Source organism: Cryobacterium sp. CAN_C2, assembly GCF_015751745.1.
GTDB lineage: Bacteria > Actinomycetota > Actinomycetes > Actinomycetales > Microbacteriaceae > Cryobacterium.
Genome location: NZ_JADOUX010000032.1, coordinates 1 through 18,879, shown reverse-complemented (window position 1 = coordinate 18,879; position 18,879 = coordinate 1). Strand labels below are relative to the sequence as shown.

Here is an 18,879-nt window from a genome sequence, read left to right as displayed (position 1 = left end):
AAGACGTGCAAGCCCGCCAACTCGAGCTCGCTGTTCTGGCTACGGAGCTCAAGAGACTCATCGACGCCAGTCACGGGCGCGACCCGGTCGAATGCCAGGAGGCAGACATCTGCAACATCATCACCAACCCCGGACACACCGACGAGGACAAACATCGGAAAGGGAAAGCCGCCTCCTCTCCTCGCTAGGAGCGTGGTTCGGTAGTCGCATAAACGGCCTTTGGCCTTGACCCCGTTTCATGGACACGGGTTAAGCGGCGAGTTGAACTTCTGCCTGCTGTGATGAGTATTGCATCTCGAAGTCCACGGGGCTGACTTGCCCGATCGAGGAGTGACGCCGGCGCCGGTTGTAACGGTCCTCGATCCACGCGCCGACCTCGAGCGCCGCACGGTTCTTAGTCGGCCAGACGCGGCGGTAGTAGAACTCGGTTTTTAATGTCGCGAAGAAGCTTTCGGCCATCGCGTTATCCCAGCAAATACCGGTCAATCCCATCGACCGGGTGATGCCGTTCGCGGCAGCGAACGCGATGATCTGAGCTGACGCATACTGCGTTCCGCGGTCGCTGTGAAAAATTACCTGCGACGGCAGGCCCTCTCGCAATGCGAGCGCCATCGTGAGGGCGTCCTCGATCAGGTCCGTTCGCGTGTGGTCCGCGATCGCCCACCCGATCACGCGGCGGCTGTGGGCGTCGATGACGGTCGCCAAGTACACCCAGCCCTCCCACGTCCTCAAATAGGTAATGTCGCCCACCCAGACCTGGTTCAGCGCCCCGGTGTCCCACTCCCGTTTCACGGCGTCGACCGGATAGGCGTCCTCGTGGTCGATGATCGTGGTGGTCTTCCACTTCTTCGGGCAGATCCCCACCAATCCCAGTGACCGAATGACTTTCGCGACCGTTTTACGCGACACGATCTCCCCATCGGCGCGCAGATCGACGAGGACCCGAGGAGACCCGTAAACCTCATCGGAATCACCGTGGAAGAAGGCGACTTTCTGCTCGATATGCACCCGCCGCAGTTCGGCCGACGAGGCCTCACGGCCGGTCCAGGCGTAGTAGCCCGAACGCGATACCTCGAGCAATCGGGCGGTGCGGACGATGGTGAAATTGTTCTTCTCCGCCAACATCAGTTCGAACGCTTGCCGTTCGTATCCGATGCTTCCTGGGCGAAGAAGATGGACGCTTTTTTTAGGAACGCCCGATCAAGTTTCAGGTCAGCATTTTCTTTGCGTAACCTCAGCAACTCGGCCCTCTCGGACTCCGTCACCGCCGTCTCGCCGGTGTCGTTACGAGTCTTGAACGCGGTCACCCAACGGCCCACGGAGGCCTCGTTGATTCCGAGCTCACGGGCCACATTCACGACCGCCCGGCCAGTGTTGATAACCAGCTTCACGGCCTCGTCTTTGTATTCAGGAGTGAACTCCCGACGGGTCTTTGCCATAGTGAACATTCTCTCTTAGAAGGTGTCCACTCAACGGGGGCAAGGCCAGGAGGAATAGCTCGGTGATGACGATGGCGGCTTCCCAGCCGGCGAGGGAGCCAAACGCGTTGCGGAGCATCGCGGTGATCGGTGCCGAGTACGGGAAATAGGTGAACAGCCGCACGACGGGGCTGTTGGGGTCCGAGAGAACCAGCGACAGAAAGTAGAGCGGGACGATCATCAGGATGATCAGTGCCAAGAACCAGCTGCCGGCGTCTCTAGCGGTGGGCATGACCGCCCCGATTGCGACCAGGGTTCCGGTGAACAGGGCGAACCCGCCGAGGGCCAGCAGGGCACCGATGATCATCTGTATGGGATCGAAGGTGAAACTGTTCAGGTCAATGTCCGGCAGGTTCAACGAGGTGCGGAAGAACACGTAGGCGACCAGCACTTGAACGAAGCCGACGATGAAGAGGGAGATGATTTTCCCGCCGATCAGCGCGGTGGGGTGCACGGTGGTGAGGATCATCTCCGTGACCCGGTTTTCTTTCTCTTCCAGGGTGCTGGTGAGCATCTGGTTGGAGAGCAAAGTGAAAACAAGGAAGAAGACTACCACGAAGATCAGTGGGGGAATCATACCCATGAACCCGGCCGCTTTCTCCCCCTTGGTGAACGTGGTGGCGGTGCCGGAGACGTTGCCTTGCGCCAACGCGGTCAGGGCGGGATCGCCGATCTGGTCCTGGGCGCTGGTGATCAGGACCTGGGTCGCCACACCGTTATACTCGCCGTTGCCGAAGAGTCCCTTATCGACCCCGTACACCTGGGTGGTTTGCGTGGCTGGGTTCGCCGGGTAGACGAAGTGGGCGACCTCTTCCCCCGCCTTCACCGCTGCGATCGCCGCCGCCTCATCGGTGACGGCTGTGCCACCCAACGCGGTCGCCACGGCCGGGTCGACATGGCCGGACGCGTCACTGTAGGTGAAGGTGAGTTTCGCATCGGATTGGGCGTCGAAGGTGTTCGCGGACGACGTGTTCCCCAGAGTCACCAAGGCAATCACGATGCCGATCGCGATCGGGACTAGCAGGGTGATGAACCAGAACTTCTTCTTACCCAGTGTCCGGCTCACTTCGAACCCGATAACGGTACGGAGGTTGTACTGACCCGAGAGCAGCGGCAGCGACGCGCCGCCCGCGACGCTGACACCCCGGAACCTCAGACTCCGCATTCGCCGTGACGGATGCCGCATTCTGACGTAGACGGTTGACGCACCAACCCGCGTTACTTAAGAATGCGAATGAGCTTTTTATTGGCGAACTCTGCGATGCCGAAGCGACCCAGTTCGCGACCGAAGCCGGACCTCTTCACGCCGCCAAAGGGAAGCTCCGCGCTGTCAAGGAGCGAGCCGTTGATGAAGACCATCCCGGCCTCGATCAGATCAGCGACGCGCAGGGCCTGCTCCGCATCCGACGTGAAGAGGTAAGAGCTCAGGCCATACGGGATGTCGTTGGCCACCTGCACCGCCTCGGCCTCGCTCTCCACGCGGTAGATGGCGGCCACAGGGCCGAAGAACTCTTCCCGGTAGGCGTCACTCTGCGGGGATACACCGGTGAGCACCGACGGGGAGAAGAAGGCGCCGTCGCGCCGCCCGCGCAGAACAACTGTCGCCCCCTGGGTCTCGGCGCGCCGGAGCTGCTCCTCGAGGTTCTCGGCCGCACCAAGCGAGGAGAGCGGGCCCATTGTCGTATCCGGCGACGTCGGATCTGCGGGCACGACACCGCCGATCTTCGCTGTGAAGAGTTCCACAAAGGCGTCGAACAGGTCATCGATCACAATGAAGCGCTTAGCTGCGTTACAGGCCTGGCCGGAGTTGATTACGCGCGCGGCGACGGCCGCATCGACGGCTTCCTCGAAGTTGTCGGTGCTGAGCAGGATGAACGGGTCTGATCCGCCCAGTTCGAGAACGACCTTCTTGAGGTTGCGACCAGCAACCTCGGCAACTGCGGCCCCGGCACCCTCCGAACCGGTCAGCGAAACGCCGCACACCCGAGGATCCGCGATGATGTCCGCGATCTGGGCGTTCGACGCATAAAGGTTGCGGTAGGCGCCCGCGGGGAAGCCGGCATCCGCGAAGATCTGCTCGATGGCGGCGGCGGATTCGGGGCACTGCGAGGCGTGCTTGAGCAGGATCGTGTTGCCGAGCACGAGGTTCGGGCCGGCGAAACGGGCAACCTGGTAGTAGGGAAAGTTCCATGGCATGATGCCGAGAAGCACGCCCAGGGAGGTGTTGCGCATGAACGCCGAACCCTCACCGCCGAGCAGCTCGATTGGTTCGTCAGCAAGGAAGGCCTCGCCATGGGTGGCGTAGTACGCGTAGATGTCCGCTGAGAAGTCGACCTCGCCCAGGGCTACCGTAAGAGGCTTGCCCATCTCACGCACGATCAGGCCGGCCAGGTGCTCCCGGCGCTCGGAGTGCAGGTCCGAGACACGCTGCATGAGGGCGGCCCGCTTGGCCACCGACGTGCGGCGAGAAAACTCACTGTGGGCACGATCTGCCGCCCCGATAGCCTCGGTCACCTCAGCATCCGTTGCCAAACCAAAGCTCGGTCCGCTAGCCCCGGTGGCGGGGTTCGTGACTGCATATTTACTCATGATCTCTCCACACATTTCATCGCTGACGCCCATCGAGAATGAGCCCACTACGACCAAAGCCAGACCCAACTCCTGTCCTTACAGTCTGCAGCAGTCAAGGTTTTGGGGAAACCTTTTGCGTGCACCCATCTCGCGAGGTGTCAGGAACTGAGCGCGACTTCACCCAATGTCCGTCACCTAAGATCAGCTGTCCGGCATCGATCTTCGCGAGCAATCCGTCCAAGGATCCCTAACGGACGGCTGCTTTCAAGCCGCGAAGAAATCGAGCCAAATGGAAGATTTTATCCACCCTTCACGCTCGTCGCATTACCGACGGCTACGCACGAACGCGTGCTTATGCAGCTAAGGATCATTCGTTCTCGTCGTCTCTCGGTTCGGTTGATTCTTCGCTCATTTGTAGACCTCTGCATCATCCTTGGGGCACTAATCGGCTGTCGTTGGCGGTAGGCCACTTACGGCGGTCCGGCTAGTGCGCCGACGATTACCGGGAGATTCCACGGTCCGGCCGGTACGGTATCGAGGCAACGAGCGCCCCGTGGGTACTGTGATCGAATGGGAACACAATGACAGGCATCACGCTGGCACCAGTGAAAAGAACAGCGTGGCGGGTGAAATCGCAGATAACCAGGTCACGCATGCTTCAGGCGGTCAAAGCCGCCGTCGCCGTCGGCATTGCGTGGTCTGTCGCGCCGTATTTGCCCGGGGTCGCCGACGAGTATCCCTACTACGCGCCGCTCGGCGCCCTCGTGAGCATGTACCCCACGCTGATGGGTTCGGTGAGAAATTCCCTGCAAACCCTCGGGGGTCTTGCCGTCGGGATTCTGCTCGCCGCGGCAGTGCTCGTCGTCAGCGCGCCGAATGTAGTGACCATTTCGGTGGCCGTCGGCGTCGGTTCGCTGATCGCTGCCACCGGGTGGTTCGGCGCTAACCGCGAATACATCCCGGTCACGGTCTTGTTCGTGCTCATCGTGGGCGGCCCTGACGCCGACGCGTATTCCATCGGATACCTCTCGCAAGTCAGCTTCGGGATTGTGATCGGGCTCCTGGTCAACATGTTGATCTTTCCTGCGCTGAGCCTCGACGCCGTCGGCCGGCAACTCTCGCACTATCGCTCGGCGCTGGCAGATCATCTGTCCGAGGTCGCTGAAGCCCTGGCCGAGAGCTGGCCGCCGGAGCGCGACGGCTGGGCATCCCGCAATGACGCCGTCGTCAGCATCTCCCGCGACGTGCGGGCCGCGTTGCACTATGCCGACGAAAGCCGCAAAGCTAATCCGCGGGCTCGAATCCACCACCGAGACCTGAGTGCTGACTACGACGACTTGGCTGCCCTCGAAACCGTCACTTTCCACGTGCGGGATCTCACATATGTTCTTACCGGGGCGGTGTGGGGCACCCCGGTCGCTGTCGAGCTGAAACCGGAGTTGCGCCCGTCGCTGAGTCTGGCCCTTGACGCGGTGGCTGCGGTGCTCCGCGACTGGGATTCGGGAAAGACTGAGCTGACAGCGTATTCCGCCGCGGAGAACGCGCTTACGTCCCTCATGACCGAACTGGATCAACGGCGTGACCCGGCGCCAGCGACGTCGATGGGCGCCGCGACCGCCATCGCCATGGACATCGCCCGCATCCTCGCAGCCCTGAGCCCCCGGCTCGAACAGCCCCCGACCCGCGCCACTGCTGCCTAGTCGCGGAGAGTGCACCCCATGAGGTTTGACATCGGCACAGTTCTCTGGCTGACTCAGAGGCGAAGTACTTCTTGCCCAAGAACCCGGTAGCGCCACTGTCTCTCGCCATACCGAGGGAGCATCACATGAATCTTTTTGTCATCGTCGCCATCATCGCGGTTGTCCTTCTTCTTGTCGGTGGTTTTGTTCAGGCTTTCCATTTCCTGCTCTGGATTGGCGCCATCCTCTTGGTCATCGCGATCATTGGGTGGCTCGTACGCACCATGTCCGGCCGCGGCCGCAAATCCGTGTGAGCGACCGGCCGACCTGCTCAGCAAGCTAACCTCGAAGAAGAAAATAACCCCTGTTGCTTCCACCGCTTGAAACCGCCGTTCTTCAACGCGTCCCTAATTACGAGAAGCCCGAGAACGGCTGGCTGGTGCCATTCCGAGAAGCCAATCGACCAGATGTATAAAGTCGCCTATTTGGACACTCGCAGGCATCTCAACAAAGGTTCCTTTGACGAGACCACCACCGACACGTCATCTCAAACCTCTTCAAGGACGCACAGGAAGATCCTGTCGACGGAAGACTACTTGGGGCGATGGTAAGGATATCCAAATGAATCGAAACCATGCTCAAGGTGCCGATGCCTGGGACGAGTCAGGCATCCAGTATTCCTATCAGGGGGCCTATGTGGACAGGGTTGCGTCCCTCCGAGTGGATGCTCCTATCTGTGTCAAGCAGCTGTGAGGTCTTTGTGTTGGCTGGTTGCGGTGAGCCAAGTTTGGCACCGTGCTGCGAGTTCGGCGTCGGTGCGTTGGCCGATCTCGAGGCGGCGGAGGCGCTGATACTGAGGAGAGAGCCGCAGAAAGTCTTGGTCAGTACGCAGACGCGCGTATTGCCCGGCTCCGATCCCGCTGGAGCTCCAAAAAGTTCTCACTGACGTCAGGCGATACGGGACACTTGAACTGTCACGGTGGCGTCGTGGCCATCAGGGATGTTCTGGAGCAGGGCGTCGGCTACACGTGTGGCGGTGTCGGGCGTGGCAATATCAATGCTGGTGCCCACGCGCACAGTCATAGCGGTCGTGGCCCCGTCCGTGCGGACGTCGACGCGGTCGAGGCGTTGCGGGTCCCCGGTCACGACGGCGGTGAGCAGGTGTGAGATTTGGGTGAGCGTGGGGGCAGGGGGGTAGACAGCGGTGACTCCGTCCACGGCGTGGACCCGTGCCGTGAGCAGGTCTTCGTCGAGAGGGTGGGCGTCCTCGTTGCTGGTGACGCTCATCGCTTCTCCTTGTCCCATTCCTTGTCGGTGCTGTCTCGGTGCAGGTCTTCGATGGTGATGTTGATTGCGGTGACGTTTAGTGCGGTGTGCGTGGCGAGAGCGTCGGAAATGAGCGTTCGCAGCGTGTGTGCGGCATCGGGGATGGGTTGGTTCCAGAGGACGCTGGCGGTGACGGAAACGTCGACGGGGGCGCCGGGTTCCTCAACGTTGCCCTCAAGATGGGAGGTGCCGATCAGCAATCCAGGGACGGTATCGCCCACGGTTCGGATCAGGGCGAGAACCGCGCCTTCGGTGACGCTGAGATCCACACGTGTGTCGGGGTGAGGCAGTGGGAGAGATCGCCCGGCGCGTACCTCATGGTGGATGTTCGTCATGATGTCCTGAAACCAGTTATACGGCGGAGCTGGCAAGTCAGCGACATCTTGCGCTATCAGGTCCTGAAAAAGCTGCGACACCCGGGCGAGGCCTTGGAGCGCATTGAGGCACTCGGGGCAGGTCTCAATGCGGGGGTCCGACGGAGTACGGCCAGCTGCAAGATAAGCGCTGAGTTCTTCCACGGTTTTTCCGCAATCAAGGGTTCTGGGTTCGTTCTCGTTCACCGCCATCCCTCCATCTGTGCGTAGATGCTGGCTCGGGCTCGGGCCAGTTTGCCGCGCACGGTCGCTGTGGGTAGTTCCATTTCTTGCGCGATATCGTCGTAGCTGAGTTCTCCGACCTCGCGCAGTAGCCAGCATCGACGTTGGTCTTCTGGCAGTGTGTCAAGCGCCGCTGAGAGCGCCTTCAGCTGCGCGTTTCTCACGGCAACATTTTCCGGTTGCGTATCGGCGGGCAGCGCCGATACCGGATCAGGAAGTTCTACCTCAGCGGGTTTTCGTCGCAGGGAGGTGAACGCGAGGCGACTGGCAATACGCATCAGCCAGGGCCGCACCGCGGCCGGATCACGCAGCTCGGGCAACCGCCGCCACGCCGTGTGGAATGCGTCTTGAACGACGTCGTCGGCATCGGCCATAGACCCAACAATCCGCGCCGTGTACGCGCGCATCAACGGGCCATGCCTACGGATCAACGTTTCGAACGCGCCGGTGTCACCGTCCACGGCCCGCCCCACCAGGATCGCGTCAGCAACGCCTTCCAAACGATCCCTATCGGGGTGTTGCACAGGTGCGCTCATGCTCCCCGAATCTTTTTTAGAGAATTTTATGACGAATCCTCGGCTCCGTGCGTCTTACTTCTTGAGCGACACTACCGCTCACACGCACCACGTCATAGTGCTTGCGTTCGCGCTTCCCAACACGTATTGAGGATGATCATGGCTAACGACAACCAGAACCCCACCGTTCCCACACCCCCCAAGCCGGCTGGTGCTGGCGCAGGCGCGTCCCGCGTAGACCGCACTGCTACCTCGCCCTCCCCGGTGGATGATTCAGCGGGCGGGCACACCACCATCGCCGATGGTGTGGTGGCTAAAGTCGCGGGAATCGCCGCCCGTCAGGTACGCGGCGTGTACGCCCTCGGTGGTGGCGGTGCTCGTGCGTTCGGGGCACTGCGCAATGTCGTCAACGCCGAGGATCTCACCCAGGGCGTCAAAGTGGAGGTCGGCGAGACCCAGGCGGCCGCCGACATCACCATTGTCGTCGAGTACCCCACTCCCGTCCACGAGGTCGCATCGGCCGTCCGTGCGGCTGTCAAGCGTGCCATCACCGATCTGGTTGGACTAGAGGTCGTTGAGGTGAACGTCGACGTTAACGACGTGCACCTGCCCTCCGACGACAAGGACGACGACTCCGAATCCCGCGTCCAGTGACAGCCACCAGAACGGGCATCATGATCGGCGCTGTCCTGGCGCTGACCTGGATCGTTTTCGGCTTCTGGGCCTTCCTATTTGTCGCCGTCGCGATGGCTATCGGGGCCCTGATCGGTCGAATTGTCGAGGGAAAACTTGATGTGTCGAGTGTCGTCTCCGCAGTCCAGGGCAAGAAAAGCTCGTCGTGACTATCACCGTCCCTGCTGTCGGTGGAAACGGAACCACCGGCGGGCGCACCCGAATCAATCCGCGTGCGCTCGACCGGATCGTCTCCACCGTCACAGCCGAAGCCTTCGGCTCCGACCCGAAGAGAACATCGGTCACCGTGACCGACGATGGCGGAACGCTCACCCTGGTGATCACCACCCCGGTGAAGGTCCCGTCGCTACTTCGAGTGAACGACGACCACAACGTGATTGGCCGGACCGGGGGGACAGTCCTTGACCGGGCAACAACCGCGCAAGCTGTCATCACGTCGCAGGTATCACGTCTGACTGGGTACCACATCGGCCGAGTCAGCATCCGCCTCACCGGAGCCGATGTGATACAAGAAAAGAGGGTCAAATGAGCGAGAACACTGCGCTCTACCAGCGAATTAAACGTCGCGAGACCCACTCATCACGCAGTGGACTGGCGATAACCCTCGCGGTGATCGTGATCCTCGCTTCTGCCTACGCGATCACCGAGATGATCCTGCACCTTGCCGGTCAACCGGCGCTGGTCAGCGACATGTTTGGAGTTGCCCAGGCAACAGCGGGTCTGGCGGAGTACACCGCCGGGATCGTCATCGCCGTGGGTATCGTCACCGCTCTGATCGGACTCATCAACGTGACGGCCTCCCTCACCGCGGGACGCCGGGCACGGCACCTCGTCGAGACGGAGAAGACCTCAGCGGTGGTGGACAACGCGGTGATCGCCTCCGGGCTAGCCCGTCACGCCGCCTCCGCCGGGAATATCAGCCCGGACAACGTCACGGTCAGCGTCTCGCACCGCTCAGCAGTGGTGAGGCTGACCCCGGCGATCGGTGCGGCTATCGATACGAGCGCGGTGACCGCAGCGGTGCAGGAACAGCTGGACTCGTACGCTCTCATCCCGAAAGTGCGGCCGCGAGTCGTCATCGACGAACATCGGAACGGCGGATCATGAACAACACCAACAGGTTCCTGAACCGCACCTTCTCCTTCATCGTCGGCCTCATACTTGTCGCCTTGGGTGTGGGCGTGATCCTTGTGGCCACGATCCCGCAGGTCAGAGACGAATACAAGAACACCGCCCCGACGGTGGTCGACAACGTGACCAGCTGGTTTGTCGCCGTTCCCATCCCGGGACTTCAGCACAGCTGGTGGTTCATCGCCCTGATCGCGGCTCTGGTGCTTCTGATCATCCTGTTGGTGGTGTTTATATTCCGGCAGGGCCACGGCCACACCGGAACTCTCTTCACCGATACGCCAGCAGGTCAGGGGCAGATCACCGTGGATTCCAAAGTCGCCGAGCAACTGATGCAATCAGCCCTCGATGAGCACGCCGAGCTCGTCTCCTCGCGGGTCAGTACCTACGAGGTCAACGGCACACCCGTGCTGAAGATCTCGACCACCGCCCGCCGCGGTGTGTCCCCCAAACAGATCGTCGAGGACGTCGAGAATACTCTCGCCTCCCTCAACGTCCTACTTGGCCGGGACGTCCCCGCCGCAGTCCAAATCAGCGGAGGATTTCGAGCCGCCACCAGCAAACCCACCCGTCTCCGGTAATGAGCGCCACCCTGCACTCGTCTGGAACGACCTGGACTGGGCAGATCCACGCCGAGGCACCCTCTCTACGTGGACAAAGGTGATGATGTGACGTTCTGGAGTAGAACAGTATCTCAGCAACGACCACGTGCGGTCTGGTTCGCGCTCGGCACAGGAATCCTCGGCTGTCTAGCAGTGACAATCCTTGTCCTCGTCCCCGTCCTCTCGCTCATCAGAACCGGACTCGGGTTCGCTCCCTTCATGCGACTTCCGGTAGCCCAGATCGACGTCGCGACCGTCGGCGGGTACGCCCTCGTCCTCGGACTACTGGCCCTCACCGGCTTGAGCCGAAACGGAGCCTGGTCCTGGATCCTCACAATCGTCGCGACAATCTCCTGTCTCACAGTATCCATTTACCCCTTGTTCGCCGTCGCCTTCGCAGCAGTCGACAACGCCGGCGACGCTATCCCCTGGATTGTCGACTGGATCACTCGCATCCGCGACGGCATCCCCTAACGCACCACCTGTAAGCACATCCGCACCACCCACCCCTGTCCTTGCACCGCCCCACGTCTACACAAAGGAACTTCATCATGGGCTTCTTCGGTTTTCTTCTCCTCGGCCTCCTCGCCGGCGCCATTGCCAAACTCATCCTTCCTGGCAAGCAGTCCGGCGGATGGTTCATCACACTCATCCTCGGAGTCGTCGGAGCGTTCCTCGGCGGATGGCTCGGTGGTCTCCTCTTCAACGCTCCCCTCGAAGACTTCTTCAGCCTCCAAACCTGGATTCTCGCCATCGTCGGATCTCTCATCGTCCTCCTCATCTACGGCTTCATCGCAGGCCGACGCCGCGCCTAACCCCCCGCCAGCCCCAGAACGCACTGGACCACGAGAACGGCCCACCCCGCAGTCAATGCCGCCCTGTCCGGGCGAAGGTAAGTCGACTGCGAAGGAGCACCTATCTCCGGGGGCGTCGAGCTCCAGGACCGAAATCTCGTCGTCGACAAACGAAATGGATACGTCCCACCGTGCGCCCGCTGACCCCGGGCACACGCTCTGCCGCCTCGCGTAACACCCACAACTCCATCACCGTGATCGCGAGGACCGGAATCCGCGGTGAATGGGTCATCACTCGGTCAAGCCCCAACCGGTGATATCGTCCGCCGCAAAGTGCGGGCCCGAATCGCACGGTCAGAAATTTGCTTCACATTCCACACTGAATCACTATCAAGGAGGACCCATGAGTGGTCGCAATACAGTTATTAGAAGCCTGCACGACATCGGCCTTGCCGCCTGGTTTGGCGGATCTTTGATGGGCGCCGTCGGATTGAACGGTGCCACCGCTGAGGCCGCCTCCCCGCGCGATCGGCTCCGGCTGTCATCGCTCGGCTGGGCCAAATGGGCACCCGTGCAGCTGGCGGCGCTGCTCGCCCACGGCATCGGCGGTATCGGACTCATCGGCGCCAACAAAACCCGCCTCGCCGCGCAGCAGGAAAGCCGCACCAACACGACCTGGAAAACTATCGTGACCGTCCTCGCCGGGGCAACGACGGCGTACTCAGCAATTCTTGGCCGGACGATGAAAAAGCACCAAGACGAACCCACCGAGGGTGTCACGGAACCTGCGGACGGCGCCTCCGACCGTCTCGCGTCGGCGCAGCGTCAGCAACGCATCTTGCAATGGGCCACCCCTGCACTCACCCTCGTGGTGATTGTGCTCGCTGCCCAGCAAGGCGAACAGCAACGACCGCTTAAGGGACTCCTGCAGACCATCCTCAAAAATTTCCGCAAATAACAGGCTCGCTCAACCACTTCCCGGTGCTTGAGCACTGCACCATCTCATCATCATCACTTCGTGAACCCAGGCCCCGTCCACGCCGCGAAAAATCTCTTGCCATCGTGGTCGCCCACCATTGGAGCTTCTATGTCAAATATCAACGACCGTCTCAACAACGACAATGCTTACAATTCTGCCGGGCCGTTAAGGACATCCGTCCCGAGCCCGGTTGCAGCCCGTTCTGCCGGCAGTCCCGCCCCGACCGGAGACCGCGTCAACGAACGAGAAAAAGCACAATTCGGGGGGATGAAGTTTGGATCGGCCTTCTTCGGCTGGCTCACCGCCACTGGAACTGCGGTGATCCTCACCGCGGTGCTGGCCACGATCGGCACAGCCATCGGGGTTGGTACCAACCCCGATGCTAGCCAGGTAGCCAACACGGCGTCGGACAACGCCGGCACCATCGGAGCGGTCGCCATGACGGTCTTCGCCGTCATAGTGCTCATCGCGTACTACTGCGGCGGGTACGCCGCCGGGATGATGGCACCCTTCGACGGCATCAAGCAAGGCGTCGCGGTGTGGTTGTGGACGATCATCATCGCCATCGTCCTCGCCATTGTCGGCCTCATCGTCGGCAGCCAGACCGATGTCCTCTCGGGCCTCAGCAGCGTGCCCCGCATCCCACTTAATGGCGATGACGTGACCGCCGCCAGCATCACCACCGCCGTGATCGCACTGGTCATCAGCCTCCTCGGCGCAATTCTCGGCGGCCTCGCTGGCATGCGCTACCACCGCCGGGTTGACAACGCTGGCCTCGGCCGCTGACGAAACTGCCCACCGCAACTTCAACACCGCACGACCAATCCGCACCCACCCCACCCAAGAAATGAGAAACGAATGATCAACACGAACAATGTCAACGACCTGATCGGCGCCGAGGTGTATGTGATCGGCGACGACAAGATCGGAACCGTCGGGCAGGTGTATGTCGACTCCGATACTCAAGCTCCTACCTGGGTCACCGTCAAAACCGGCCTGTTTGGTGGGTCGGAGACCTTCGCACCTCTGGACGATGCGACGTTCGACGACGGAATCGTGCGGGTCGGGTACGAGAAGTCGATGGTGAAAGATGCCCCCCCGCATTGACGATGACGGCGCGCTGAGCGAAGAGAAAGAATCCTCCCTTTACCGCTACTACGGCAAGTAAAAAAGCCCCCGTGCGACGGATGCCGGCCTCTACGACCGAGACGCGGACGCCGACGCCGACGCGACCACGGGCTACGACACCTCCGGTCCGACCACCGATACGGCGATGACTCGCTCTGAGGGGCACCTGCAGGTCGGTATCGAGAAAGTCGAAACTGCTCGTGCACGACTTCGCAAGCACATCGTCACCGAAAACGTCACGACCAGCGTCCCGGTCAGTCATGAAGAAGTCACCCTGCAGCGTGAACCCATCACCGACGCGAATCGGGGCGATGCCACCGCCGGACCCGAACTCAGCGAGGAGGAGCACGAGGTCGTCCTCTCCGGGGAGCGCGTGGTCACCAGCAAGGAAACCGTTCCCGTGGAACGTGTCGCGCTCGGCACAGAAACCGTCACGGAGCAGCAGCAGGTCGACGCCGAAGTTTCCCACGAGGAAATCGAACTCGTCGACCCTGACACCGATACCGCACCCACGAAATAACCCCCGACACGGTCATGCCGGTCAGTAATCCCTACGCCGTTGGACGGCATGACTCTCCCCGGGAATCGACCGCAGGCGGCCGATCCCCCGTTACGCCTCAATTTTTAGTTCACATCTTGGAAAGGTTTCTCCCGTGGATTTTCCCGCCGTGCTTCAAAACGGACTAGCGGCAGTGATTGCCTTCGTCCCGTTGGCGTTGCTGTTTTTGCTCATCCTTATCGTCGGCCTCATCGTTGCCAAGGTGCTCTCCAAGGCGTTGGCGAAGCTGTTGGAAAAAGTCGGCTTCGACCGAGTCGTGGAACGCGGCGGGATCAAAAAAGCTTTCGCGAACTCCAATCTGGATCCCTCCGACATCATCGCTAAGATTTTGTATTACACACTGGTACTGTTCGTCCTCCAGTTCGCTTTTGGTGTCTTTGGTCCGAACCCGGTCAGTGACCTGCTCGCGGGCATCATCGCGTTCTTGCCGAAGATCATCGTGGCGATCATCATCATCGTCATCGCCGCAGCGGTTGCCGCGGGTGCAAAGGGCCTGATCCAAACCACGCTGGGGGGGCTCTCCTACGGTAAGGCACTGGCCAATATCGCCGCGGTGTTCATCTTGTTCATTGGCATCACCGCAGCGCTGAACCAGATCGACGTTGCTACCACCGTCACCACACCAATCCTCATTGCCGTCCTGGCTATCATCGCCGGCGTCATCATCGTCGGAGCCGGCGGAGGACTGATCAAGCCCATGCAGGCACGGTGGGAGGCCTACCTCAGCAAAGCTGAGGAAGAGGCCCCCAAAATTCAACACCAGGCCAAAAACGCGCCCAGCATCGCCGAGCAGGCCGAGCACGCCGAGCAGCGCGCAGAGAACGCCACCGCCTCCTCCCCTGCGGCACGACGAGCACGTTAAGCCCATCGGTCGGCCCCGCCCACCGGCGGGGCCGACCTCCACCCCACACCAGCCAGCATCCACTTCACCCCGAGGACACCGTGTTTCGCTACCTTCGCTACCTCCCCATTCTCCTGCCCGTCGTGAGGCGGCTACTCCGCAACCGGAAAGCCGGACCAGGCACCCCTGGGCCTGCATCCGCCCCCAAACGACGACGTTAAAAGGCCCCGCCTAGGCATCAGCACATCTCAGTTCACTTACTTACTCACTGCACGTCACCGGCTCTAGCTAACGAAAGAAGACACATCATGGGCTTTTTCGGATTTCTCCTCCTTGGCCTCCTCGCTGGCGCCATTGCCAAACTTATCCTCCCCGGCAAACAGGCCGGCGGCTGGGTCATCACTCTCCTCCTGGGCGTCGTCGGCGCCCTGCTCGGCGGGTTCCTCGGTAGCGCGCTCTTCAACGCCCCCCTCCAAGACTTCTTCTCCCTTCAGACGTGGCTTCTGGCCATCGCCGGATCGATCATCGTCCTCCTGATCTACGGAGCACTCGTTAACCGACGCAAATCATGAACGATCAGATACCCGACCTAGATCCGGGACAGCTTCGGAACACACTGGGAGATCGGGCACCTCTTAAGGTCACCCGTCACGAACAACAACTCCGGATCTCCACCCGGGTCGTTCCTTTCGAGCGCGTCCGGATCGAACGGTTCATCGTCACGGAGCAACGAACTTTCACCGTCGACATCAAGCGTGAAGAAATCCGCATCATTCGAGAACGAATCTCGGGAGCAGACACCGGGGTCGCCGCGCCCGCACACCTACAGGAGCATCCGCGTGAAGACCTCGTTATGATCCTCAGTGAAGAACAAGCGATCATCACGAAAAAAATTGTGCCGGTCGAACGTGTACGCCTGCACACGCACGTCGTCACCGAACTGCAGGAAGTCGTTGAAGAACTCGGTCGCGAGCACATCGACGGCGTGCACACCATGGATGTGTGACATCCGCATCATGGGCAACTTCCAGAGAACAGGTGGAGACCAATGACCGATTCGAGCCACGGCAACACCACGGATAAGCGGATGGCGGCCGTGATCTACAATCCAATCAAGGTCGACCTCGACGCGATCAAGGCCGCTGTCGCGCGGGAGGAAGAAGCCGCGGGCTGGAATGCCACACGGTTCGTTCCGACCTCCGAAGAGGACCCCGGGCAAGGCGCGGCGCGGGACGCTCTCTCTGCCGGAGCGGACATGGTCATCGTCGCCGGCGGCGACGGAACAGTCCGAGCCGTTGCGGAGATCGTGCACGACAGCAACGCGGCCCTAGCCTTGGTTCCCTCCGGAACGGGCAACCTCCTCGCGCGCAACCTCAAGCTGGTCCTCGAGGACGTGGACCAGTCAGTCCACACCGCGTTCACCGGAGTGGATCACCCCGTTGACGTTGGTCTCATTGACCTGCGACGTGGAAATGGCACACAGACCACACATGCTTTCCTGGTCATGGCCGGCCTCGGACTGGACGCGAAAATGCTCGTCAACACCGACGAGAAGCTGAAGAAGAAAGTCGGGTGGTTGGCGTACGTGAGCGCCATCACGAAGTCTCTACGGGACAAGAGCGAACTCCACGTCAAATACCAGCTCGATGATGGTCGCGTGCACGCTATTCGTGCTCATACCATCATCATCGGAAACTGCGGATCCCTCCAAGCCAACGTTCAACTGCTGCCGGACGCAGCCGTTGATGATGGTTTTTTTGATATCGCCGTCCTCCGCCCCGAAGGGATCGTGAGCTGGGTGCAGGTCGGCGTGAAAGTGTTCTGGGAAAATGGTGTCCTCCACCGCAGCAAGGTCGGCCGTTTGCTCGCCACCAAAGAAGTCGATTCCCTCACCTACGTCAAAGCGAAGACGATGGCGATGCGCCTGAACAAAGCCGACGAGATCGAACTCGACGGCGACAGTTTCGGCAAAATCACAGCACTCAAGACACAAATTAAACCTGGCGCAGTCCGGATACGCGTACCGCAACCAGAGCCCGCTCCCGCCCCGTAACCCACCAACACACAATCGTCACAAGGAGTTTCATGGAAACCTGGCACGGCACCGCCTACCCCCATGGGTGCAACCTACGCCGGCACGGGAACCATTTTCGCGCTATTCAGCGAGGCCGCCGATCGGGTCGAGTTGTGTCTGTTTGCTGATGACGGAGTGGAAAATCGCATCGAAGTCATCGAGTCCAGTGCCTTTCAGTTACACATAGACACTGGATTGCAGGACCAAGAGACTGGTTCGCAGGTCTCGGGTTGGTGTGACTCGCTTTTACACTGACACCCTCAGGGGTTGTCTTTCAGTGGATTTGTCCACCGGCCCGGGCCGTTCGACCGTGGCTTCGGGTGGGACATGACTTGATAGGAGCTTGACCAGTAAATCGTCCCACCTTTGTGTTGTCTGCCCACCCGAGCCGCGGTGACCGTTGCCACTTCATCGAGGAAGGACACCTGTCATGACAATCATGACAACAGCATCAGAAATCATCAAGATCGACCCCGCGGTCACCAGCATTTACGCGGGCGTAGATACTCATCGTGATACGCACCATGTCGCGCTCGTCGACCACGTCGGACGAGCTGTCGCGGACAAAGAATTCCTTGCGACAGGAGCCGGCTACCGTCAGATCATCGGCTTCCTTCACCACAATGGACCGGTCGACGCGATCGGCGTTGAAGGCACCGGGTCCTATGGCGCAGAGCTCGCGCGCGTCCTGCGGAGTGAAGGGTTCACCGTCCTGGAGGTGATGCGCCCCAACCGTCAGCGCCGCCGATTGTCGGGGAAATCTGATCCCCTCGACGCACTGCAAGCGGCCATGACGGTTCTCGCTGGGCGAGGGTTAGCGACGCCGAAAGAGCGTGATTCGCATGCGGAGTCCCTGCGCATTCTCCTCTCCGAACGCTCCCTGGTCGTGAAGAGCCGATCGGCAACGATGAACCAGATCCATGCCCTCCTCGTCGCCGCAGACGACACCGTCCGCAGCGACTATCGGCGCCACAGCGGCAACAAACTGGTCACGATGCTCACCACCACACGCCCCAGCGTCGGGACCGATCCTGCACACGTGACCCGGCAATTCCTGAAGCGCCTCGCCGCCCGCCACCAAGCACTGAGCAAGGACGTCGTCGCCCTCGATATCCAACTCGACGCCCTCGTGCGCCTGCTGAACCCGTCTCTACGAGAAGCGAAAGGAGTGGGACCAGTCGTCGCAGCGACCCTCCTCACCACGGTCGGCGACAACCCCGACCGCATCGGTGGCAAAGCCCAATTCGCTGCGCTCTGCGGCGTCGCCCCGATGCCCGCGTCATCCGGCCAACGCGTGCGTCACCGTCTCTCCCGAGGCGGTGACCGACGCGCCAACCATGCAATCCACCGCATCGTGCTCGTGCGTTTCAGTCACCACGACGAGCGCACCATGGCATATTTCGAGCGGCGCCGAGCCGAGGGGTTGTCAGACCGCGACATCACTCGCTGCCTCAAACGCCACGTCGCCAACGAGGTCTTCGACCTCATCACTCACCCCGCGCCGGCGAGCACAACTGGACAGCTCTTACGCCAACAACGCCAGGAACTCAGCATCCCGATCACCGATCTCGCCCAGGCGCTGAACGTTCCCTATCAGCGACTCCGCCGCCTCGAGATCGGCCAACGCACCGACGCCGAACTCGCAGCACGGTGCCAAACTTGGCTCACCGCAACCAGCCAACACAAAGACTCCACAGCTGCTTGACACAGATAGGAGCATCCATACAAAAGGACTTGACCAGAATTGCGTGCTCAAAGGATCATGCCCTCCCTCTCACACCCACTCGGAATTTGTCAAGCCGGATGAGGCCAGTGGGAGTGAGGCGGCTAGTTTGGCCTCGGTGCTGTCGGTGGGTTTGTTGATCCAGGCGGTCGCCGGAATGGAGAGGATTTCTGGCATGCGATCCGTGGTGAAT

Annotated in this window: 26 protein-coding genes and 1 pseudogene; 20 read left to right on the top strand and 7 right to left on the bottom strand. The window is 61.2% G+C overall.

The annotated features are described in order from the left end of the window. Positions 1 to 188 (top strand): annotated as a pseudogene (locus IWX77_RS17310) (hypothetical protein); the annotation flags it as partial. 61 nt (positions 189 to 249) lie between these two features. On the opposite strand, the gene IWX77_RS16425 reads toward IWX77_RS17310, so the two are convergent. The 4 genes from IWX77_RS16425 to IWX77_RS16410 all read right to left on the bottom strand — a co-directional run bounded on the left by IWX77_RS16425 (position 250) and on the right by IWX77_RS16410 (position 4,067). Then, the gene (locus tag IWX77_RS16425; protein ID WP_327012271.1) at positions 250 to 1,128 is read right to left on the bottom strand and encodes an IS3 family transposase; all 879 of its coding nucleotides are present in this window, start codon (positions 1,126 to 1,128) and stop codon (positions 250 to 252) included. Beyond that, positions 1,125 to 1,439, bottom strand: a complete 315-nt coding sequence (locus IWX77_RS16420) for a transposase (RefSeq protein WP_196845624.1) — start codon at positions 1,437 to 1,439, stop codon at positions 1,125 to 1,127. Before IWX77_RS16420 ends, IWX77_RS16425 begins: the two co-directional genes overlap by 4 nt. Then, on the bottom strand, positions 1,408 to 2,544 hold the full coding sequence (locus IWX77_RS16415) for an ABC transporter permease (protein ID WP_327012270.1): 1,137 nt from the start codon (positions 2,542 to 2,544) through the stop codon (positions 1,408 to 1,410). The genes IWX77_RS16420 and IWX77_RS16415 overlap by 32 nt, the downstream gene beginning before the upstream one ends. A gap of 152 nt (positions 2,545 to 2,696) precedes the next feature. Continuing rightward, positions 2,697 to 4,067, bottom strand: a complete 1,371-nt coding sequence (locus IWX77_RS16410; protein WP_196845622.1) for an NAD-dependent succinate-semialdehyde dehydrogenase — start codon at positions 4,065 to 4,067, stop codon at positions 2,697 to 2,699. Between the two features lie 563 nt (positions 4,068 to 4,630). Here IWX77_RS16410 and IWX77_RS16405 point away from each other — a divergent pair. Both IWX77_RS16405 and IWX77_RS16400 read left to right on the top strand, forming a co-directional pair. After that, positions 4,631 to 5,749 carry an FUSC family protein gene (locus tag IWX77_RS16405; protein WP_327012269.1) on the top strand — a complete coding sequence of 373 codons (1,119 nt, stop codon included), beginning with the start codon at positions 4,631 to 4,633 and terminating at the stop codon, positions 5,747 to 5,749. 125 nt (positions 5,750 to 5,874) lie between these two features. Further along, positions 5,875 to 6,042: a hypothetical protein gene (locus IWX77_RS16400; protein ID WP_196845621.1), complete on the top strand. Its 168-nt coding sequence runs from the start codon at positions 5,875 to 5,877 to the stop codon at positions 6,040 to 6,042. A gap of 634 nt (positions 6,043 to 6,676) precedes the next feature. On the opposite strand, the gene IWX77_RS16395 is transcribed toward IWX77_RS16400, so the two are convergent. The 3 genes from IWX77_RS16395 to IWX77_RS16385 are packed head-to-tail and all read right to left on the bottom strand — an operon-like array spanning position 6,677 to position 8,186. Then, the gene (locus IWX77_RS16395) at positions 6,677 to 7,015 is read right to left on the bottom strand and encodes a hypothetical protein (RefSeq protein ID WP_196845620.1); all 339 of its coding nucleotides are present in this window, start codon (positions 7,013 to 7,015) and stop codon (positions 6,677 to 6,679) included. Further along, positions 7,012 to 7,620 (bottom strand): Asp23/Gls24 family envelope stress response protein, encoded by a 609-nt coding sequence (locus IWX77_RS16390; RefSeq protein ID WP_196845619.1) that lies wholly within the window; start codon positions 7,618 to 7,620, stop codon positions 7,012 to 7,014. The genes IWX77_RS16395 and IWX77_RS16390 overlap by 4 nt, the downstream gene beginning before the upstream one ends. Then, positions 7,611 to 8,186 (bottom strand): RNA polymerase sigma factor, encoded by a 576-nt coding sequence (locus IWX77_RS16385; RefSeq protein ID WP_196845618.1) that lies wholly within the window; start codon positions 8,184 to 8,186, stop codon positions 7,611 to 7,613. The genes IWX77_RS16390 and IWX77_RS16385 overlap by 10 nt, the downstream gene beginning before the upstream one ends. A 138-nt stretch (positions 8,187 to 8,324) precedes the next feature. Here IWX77_RS16385 and IWX77_RS16380 point away from each other — a divergent pair, with 138 nt between their 5' ends. The 17 genes from IWX77_RS16380 to IWX77_RS16305 all read left to right on the top strand — a co-directional run bounded on the left by IWX77_RS16380 (position 8,325) and on the right by IWX77_RS16305 (position 18,668). Continuing rightward, a complete protein-coding gene (locus IWX77_RS16380; RefSeq protein ID WP_196845617.1) occupies positions 8,325 to 8,819 on the top strand; it encodes an Asp23/Gls24 family envelope stress response protein in 495 nt (164 codons plus the stop codon). Further along, positions 8,816 to 9,007 carry a DUF2273 domain-containing protein gene (locus tag IWX77_RS16375; protein WP_196845616.1) on the top strand — a complete coding sequence of 64 codons (192 nt, stop codon included), beginning with the start codon at positions 8,816 to 8,818 and terminating at the stop codon, positions 9,005 to 9,007. The genes IWX77_RS16380 and IWX77_RS16375 overlap by 4 nt, the downstream gene beginning before the upstream one ends. Next, positions 9,004 to 9,387, top strand: a complete 384-nt coding sequence (locus tag IWX77_RS16370; protein WP_196845615.1) for a hypothetical protein — start codon at positions 9,004 to 9,006, stop codon at positions 9,385 to 9,387. The genes IWX77_RS16375 and IWX77_RS16370 overlap by 4 nt, the downstream gene beginning before the upstream one ends. Next, a complete protein-coding gene (locus IWX77_RS16365) occupies positions 9,384 to 9,965 on the top strand; it encodes a hypothetical protein (RefSeq protein WP_196845614.1) in 582 nt (193 codons plus the stop codon). Before IWX77_RS16370 ends, IWX77_RS16365 begins: the two co-directional genes overlap by 4 nt. Continuing rightward, positions 9,962 to 10,567, top strand: a complete 606-nt coding sequence (locus tag IWX77_RS16360; protein WP_196845613.1) for a hypothetical protein — start codon at positions 9,962 to 9,964, stop codon at positions 10,565 to 10,567. The genes IWX77_RS16365 and IWX77_RS16360 overlap by 4 nt, the downstream gene beginning before the upstream one ends. A gap of 174 nt (positions 10,568 to 10,741) precedes the next feature. Further along, positions 10,742 to 11,062, top strand: a complete 321-nt coding sequence (locus IWX77_RS16355; RefSeq protein WP_196845612.1) for a hypothetical protein — start codon at positions 10,742 to 10,744, stop codon at positions 11,060 to 11,062. A gap of 77 nt (positions 11,063 to 11,139) precedes the next feature. Next, positions 11,140 to 11,403 carry a GlsB/YeaQ/YmgE family stress response membrane protein gene (locus IWX77_RS16350; protein ID WP_196845611.1) on the top strand — a complete coding sequence of 88 codons (264 nt, stop codon included), beginning with the start codon at positions 11,140 to 11,142 and terminating at the stop codon, positions 11,401 to 11,403. 382 nt (positions 11,404 to 11,785) lie between these two features. Next, the gene (locus IWX77_RS16345) at positions 11,786 to 12,340 is read left to right on the top strand and encodes a hypothetical protein (protein ID WP_196845610.1); all 555 of its coding nucleotides are present in this window, start codon (positions 11,786 to 11,788) and stop codon (positions 12,338 to 12,340) included. A gap of 288 nt (positions 12,341 to 12,628) precedes the next feature. Further along, positions 12,629 to 13,147 (top strand): hypothetical protein, encoded by a 519-nt coding sequence (locus IWX77_RS16340; protein WP_196845609.1) that lies wholly within the window; start codon positions 12,629 to 12,631, stop codon positions 13,145 to 13,147. Between the two features lie 72 nt (positions 13,148 to 13,219). Next, a complete protein-coding gene (locus tag IWX77_RS17305; protein ID WP_327012268.1) occupies positions 13,220 to 13,468 on the top strand; it encodes a PRC-barrel domain-containing protein in 249 nt (82 codons plus the stop codon). A 166-nt stretch (positions 13,469 to 13,634) separates the two neighbouring features. Further along, positions 13,635 to 14,009 (top strand): YsnF/AvaK domain-containing protein, encoded by a 375-nt coding sequence (locus IWX77_RS17300; RefSeq protein ID WP_327012267.1) that lies wholly within the window; start codon positions 13,635 to 13,637, stop codon positions 14,007 to 14,009. A 133-nt stretch (positions 14,010 to 14,142) separates the two neighbouring features. After that, on the top strand, positions 14,143 to 14,910 hold the full coding sequence (locus tag IWX77_RS16330) for a mechanosensitive ion channel family protein (protein WP_196845608.1): 768 nt from the start codon (positions 14,143 to 14,145) through the stop codon (positions 14,908 to 14,910). 287 nt (positions 14,911 to 15,197) lie between these two features. Then, positions 15,198 to 15,461 carry a GlsB/YeaQ/YmgE family stress response membrane protein gene (locus tag IWX77_RS16325; RefSeq protein ID WP_196845607.1) on the top strand — a complete coding sequence of 88 codons (264 nt, stop codon included), beginning with the start codon at positions 15,198 to 15,200 and terminating at the stop codon, positions 15,459 to 15,461. Then, positions 15,458 to 15,895, top strand: a complete 438-nt coding sequence (locus IWX77_RS16320) for a DUF2382 domain-containing protein (RefSeq protein ID WP_196845606.1) — start codon at positions 15,458 to 15,460, stop codon at positions 15,893 to 15,895. The genes IWX77_RS16325 and IWX77_RS16320 overlap by 4 nt, the downstream gene beginning before the upstream one ends. Before the next feature lie 81 nt (positions 15,896 to 15,976). Beyond that, on the top strand, positions 15,977 to 16,942 hold the full coding sequence (locus tag IWX77_RS16315) for a diacylglycerol/lipid kinase family protein (protein ID WP_327012266.1): 966 nt from the start codon (positions 15,977 to 15,979) through the stop codon (positions 16,940 to 16,942). Between the two features lie 63 nt (positions 16,943 to 17,005). Next, positions 17,006 to 17,218 carry a hypothetical protein gene (locus IWX77_RS16310; RefSeq protein ID WP_196845604.1) on the top strand — a complete coding sequence of 71 codons (213 nt, stop codon included), beginning with the start codon at positions 17,006 to 17,008 and terminating at the stop codon, positions 17,216 to 17,218. 175 nt (positions 17,219 to 17,393) lie between these two features. Next, positions 17,394 to 18,668, top strand: coding sequence for an IS110 family transposase (locus IWX77_RS16305; RefSeq protein ID WP_196845603.1), 1,275 nt, complete (start codon positions 17,394 to 17,396; stop codon positions 18,666 to 18,668). Positions 18,669 to 18,879 lie beyond the last annotated feature (211 nt).

Coding starts and splice junctions, on each gene's coding strand:
- IWX77_RS16350 (WP_196845611.1), top strand. CDS start 11,140: ATGGGCTTCTTCGGTTTTCTTCTCCTCGGCCTCCTCGCCGGCGCCATT.
- IWX77_RS16345 (WP_196845610.1), top strand. CDS start 11,786: ATGAGTGGTCGCAATACAGTTATTAGAAGCCTGCACGACATCGGCCTT.
- IWX77_RS17305 (WP_327012268.1), top strand. CDS start 13,220: ATGATCAACACGAACAATGTCAACGACCTGATCGGCGCCGAGGTGTAT.
- IWX77_RS16320 (WP_196845606.1), top strand. CDS start 15,458: ATGAACGATCAGATACCCGACCTAGATCCGGGACAGCTTCGGAACACA.
- IWX77_RS17300 (WP_327012267.1), top strand. CDS start 13,635: ATGACTCGCTCTGAGGGGCACCTGCAGGTCGGTATCGAGAAAGTCGAA.
- IWX77_RS16315 (WP_327012266.1), top strand. CDS start 15,977: ATGGCGGCCGTGATCTACAATCCAATCAAGGTCGACCTCGACGCGATC.
- IWX77_RS16305 (WP_196845603.1), top strand. CDS start 17,394: ATGACAATCATGACAACAGCATCAGAAATCATCAAGATCGACCCCGCG.
- IWX77_RS16325 (WP_196845607.1), top strand. CDS start 15,198: ATGGGCTTTTTCGGATTTCTCCTCCTTGGCCTCCTCGCTGGCGCCATT.
- IWX77_RS16390 (WP_196845619.1), bottom strand. CDS start 7,620: ATGGCGGTGAACGAGAACGAACCCAGAACCCTTGATTGCGGAAAAACC.
- IWX77_RS16410 (WP_196845622.1), bottom strand. CDS start 4,067: ATGAGTAAATATGCAGTCACGAACCCCGCCACCGGGGCTAGCGGACCG.
- IWX77_RS16380 (WP_196845617.1), top strand. CDS start 8,325: ATGGCTAACGACAACCAGAACCCCACCGTTCCCACACCCCCCAAGCCG.
- IWX77_RS16395 (WP_196845620.1), bottom strand. CDS start 7,015: ATGAGCGTCACCAGCAACGAGGACGCCCACCCTCTCGACGAAGACCTG.
- IWX77_RS16400 (WP_196845621.1), top strand. CDS start 5,875: ATGAATCTTTTTGTCATCGTCGCCATCATCGCGGTTGTCCTTCTTCTT.
- IWX77_RS16365 (WP_196845614.1), top strand. CDS start 9,384: ATGAGCGAGAACACTGCGCTCTACCAGCGAATTAAACGTCGCGAGACC.
- IWX77_RS16360 (WP_196845613.1), top strand. CDS start 9,962: ATGAACAACACCAACAGGTTCCTGAACCGCACCTTCTCCTTCATCGTC.
- IWX77_RS16420 (WP_196845624.1), bottom strand. CDS start 1,439: ATGGCAAAGACCCGTCGGGAGTTCACTCCTGAATACAAAGACGAGGCC.
- IWX77_RS16340 (WP_196845609.1), top strand. CDS start 12,629: ATGAAGTTTGGATCGGCCTTCTTCGGCTGGCTCACCGCCACTGGAACT.
- IWX77_RS16385 (WP_196845618.1), bottom strand. CDS start 8,186: ATGAGCGCACCTGTGCAACACCCCGATAGGGATCGTTTGGAAGGCGTT.
- IWX77_RS16310 (WP_196845604.1), top strand. CDS start 17,006: ATGGGTGCAACCTACGCCGGCACGGGAACCATTTTCGCGCTATTCAGC.
- IWX77_RS16405 (WP_327012269.1), top strand. CDS start 4,631: ATGACAGGCATCACGCTGGCACCAGTGAAAAGAACAGCGTGGCGGGTG.